This is a genomic window from Pseudomonas sp. P4_C3, from assembly GCF_056402075.1.
Window position 1 is genome coordinate 1 of record NZ_JBFUIC010000414.1, and the last position, 3,113, is coordinate 3,113.

Genomic DNA, 3,113 nt, shown 5'->3' on the forward strand with positions numbered 1-3,113 from the left:
GGTCAAAAGAATGATTCAGAAATTTCGCCAAAAGAAACGATCCTTTTCCTACAGGATTGTTTCTAAAGCGTATTTATTGCGGAGCGCCCAAACAAAAACGCCCCGACCAAAGTCGGGGCGCTTCATGTGCCGCTAAAGGCTTAGCGCGGGAAGGCTGGCGGGTTTACACCGGCCATGTCTTCCATCACGCGAACCACCTGGCAGCTGTAACCGAACTCGTTGTCGTACCAAACGTACAGAACAACGCGGTTATCCTGGGTGATGGTCGCTTCCGCGTCCACTACGCCTGCGTGGCGCGAGCCAACGAAGTCGGTGGAAACCACTTCCTGGGAGCTCACGTAGTCGATCTGCTTGTGCAGATCCGAGTGCATGGCCATCTGGCGCAGGTACTCGTTGATCTCTTCGCGAGTGGTGGCCTTTTCCAGGTTCAGGTTCAGGATGGCCATCGACACGTTCGGCGTAGGAACGCGAATCGCGTTGCCGGTCAGCTTGCCCTTGAGCACTGGCAGCGCCTTGGCGGCTGCGGTGGCGGCACCGGTCTCGGTGATAACCATGTTCAGCGGCGCGGCGCGACCACGACGGCTGCCCTTGTGGAAGTTGTCGATCAGGTTCTGGTCGTTGGTGAACGAGTGAACGGTTTCGACGTGGCCGTTGATGATGCCGTACTTGTCGTTGACTGCCTTGAGCACCGGCACGATGGCGTTGGTGGTGCAGGAAGCCGCCGAGATGATCTTGTCGTCAGGGCTGATATCGCCATGGTTGATGCCATGCACGATGTTCTTCAGCGCGCCCTTGCCAGGTGCGGTGAGGATCACGCGGGCAGCGCCCGGGCAGGCCAGGTGCTGGCCCAGACCGTCAGCGTCACGCCATACACCGGTGTTGTCGACGATCAGAGCGTTTTCGATGCCGTACTGGGTGTAGTCGACTTCGGCCGGGCTCTTGGCGTAGATCACCTGGATCAGGTTGCCGTTGGCGGTGATGGTGTTGTTGGCTTCATCGATGGTGATGGTGCCATCGAACGGGCCATGGACCGAGTCGCGGCGCAGCAGGCTGGCACGCTTGACCAGGTCGTTCTCGGCGCCCTTGCGGACAACGATGGCGCGCAGGCGCAGGCCGTCGCCACCACCGGTTTTCTCGATCAGGATGCGCGCCAGCAGACGGCCGATACGACCGAAGCCGTAGAGGACAACGTCGGTGCCTTTGCGGGCGGATACGTTTTGCTGGCCAACCACGTCAGCCAGTTCTTCACGGACGAACTGCTCGGCAGTACGGCCATTGCCTTCGGCCTTGAATTTGGCCGCCAGCTTGCCCAGGTCCACCGAAGCGGCGCCGAGCTTGAGCTCGCTCATCGCCTTGATCAGCGGGAATGTTTCGTGGACGGACAGCTCGCTTTCGTCGGACTGACGGTGACGAGCAAAGCGGTGAGCTTTGAGAATCGCAATGACTGAACGATTGATCAGGCTGCGGCCATAGATCGAGCTCACCACGTTGTTATTGCGGTAGAGCTGACCGATAAGCGGAATCATCGCTTCTGCGAGTGCTTCACGGTCGATCCATTCACCAAGACACTGGTCGGGCTTCTGAGTCACGGGAACCTTCCACATGTAGGGGCAGAAAAAAGGGGCTACATTATGCCGCCGAGTGACCGCCGTAGCAATGCGCGCCCGTCGTGCTTTACGTAACAAATCGTCGTTCAAAAAACTTACGCATCGCGCCAGCCCAATAAAACCGGGGCTTGCAGCGCAGTCAATTTTTTGGAGGTCACGCCTCGTTATCCGTAACCCTCCGTAACACTCGTTGTTTTTGCCACTACATATTCAGTAATTTCTGGCAAAAAACCGCCGAATTTTGTCTTTACCACTACATTTCACCAAACCCGTGCTTTAGACGCAGTCAGCAACTGACAGGCGGCATCGTAGACCGCTACAATTACCGACTTTGTCGCAACGCTTGGAGCTCAACCTTCCGTGCCCGTTCTGCGTCTACCGCTTCTCCCTGCCGCGGCAGGTAAACAGCACTGGGGCAACCTGYCCGGTGCCGCCCTGAGCCTGGCCATTGCCGAGGCCGCCAGCGCTGCCAAGCGCTTTACCCTGCTGCTGACCGCCGACAGCCAAAGTGCCGAACGGCTGGAACAGGAGCTGGGTTTCTTCGCCCCGGATTTGCCCGTATTGCACTTTCCCGACTGGGAAACCCTGCCCTACGACCTGTTCTCGCCGCACCAGGACATCATTTCCCAGCGCATCGCCAGCCTGTACCGGCTGCCGGAGCTGAGCCATGGCGTGCTGGTGGTGCCGATCACGACCGCCCTGCATCGCCTCGCGCCGACCAAGTTCCTGCTCGGCAGCAGCCTGGTACTGGATATCGGCCAGAAGCTCGACGTCGAGCAAATGCGCACCCGGCTTGAAGCCACGGGTTATCGCTACGTCGATACGGTGTATGAACACGGCGAGTTCACCGTTCGCGGTTCGCTGATCGATCTGTTCCCGATGGGCAGCAAGCTGCCGTATCGCATCGATCTGTTCGACGACGAAATCGAAACCCTGCGCACCTTCGACCCGGAGAACCAGCGCTCCATCGACAAGGTCGACTCGGTCAAGCTGTTGCCGGCCAAGGAGTTTCCGCTACAGAAAGAAGCGGTCACCCGCTTCAAGGCGCGGTTTCGCGAGCGTTTTGACGTCGACTTCCGCCGCTGCCCGATCTTTCAGGACCTGAGCAGCGGGATTACCCCGGCCGGTATCGAGTACTACCTGCCGCTGTTCTTCGAAGAAACCTCGACCCTGTTCGATTACTTGCCCCAGGACACGCAAGTGTTCTCGCTGCCCGGTATCGAACAGGCCGCGGAAAACTTCTGGAACGACGTGCGCAATCGTTATGAAGAACGCCGCGTCGACCCGTCCCGTCCTTTATTACCACCCGCCGAACTGTTCCTGCCGGTGGAAGACTGCTTCGCGCGCCTGAAGAACTGGCCGCGCGTGGTGGCCAGTCAACAGGACGTGGAAAGCGGTAGCGGTCGCGAGCGCTTCCCCGCTCGGGAGCTGCCGAACCTGGCCATCGAAGCCAAGGCCACCCAGCCAATGGCAGCGCTGGCCGAATTCCTCGACCAGTTCCCCGGT

At 59.4% G+C, this 3,113-nt stretch carries 1 protein-coding gene and 1 pseudogene; one reads left to right on the forward strand and one right to left on the reverse strand.

What is annotated here, in order from left to right; genetic code table 11:
• Positions 1-140: 140 nt before the first annotated feature.
• Entirely contained in the window at positions 141-1,604 is a 1,464-nt protein-coding gene (locus AC1DVH_RS28635; protein ID WP_477756617.1) for a glyceraldehyde-3-phosphate dehydrogenase, read from the reverse strand.
• 363 nt (positions 1,605-1,967) lie between these two features.
• Here AC1DVH_RS28635 and AC1DVH_RS28640 point away from each other — a divergent pair.
• Positions 1,968-3,113: pseudogene (locus AC1DVH_RS28640) on the forward strand (transcription-repair coupling factor); the annotation flags it as partial.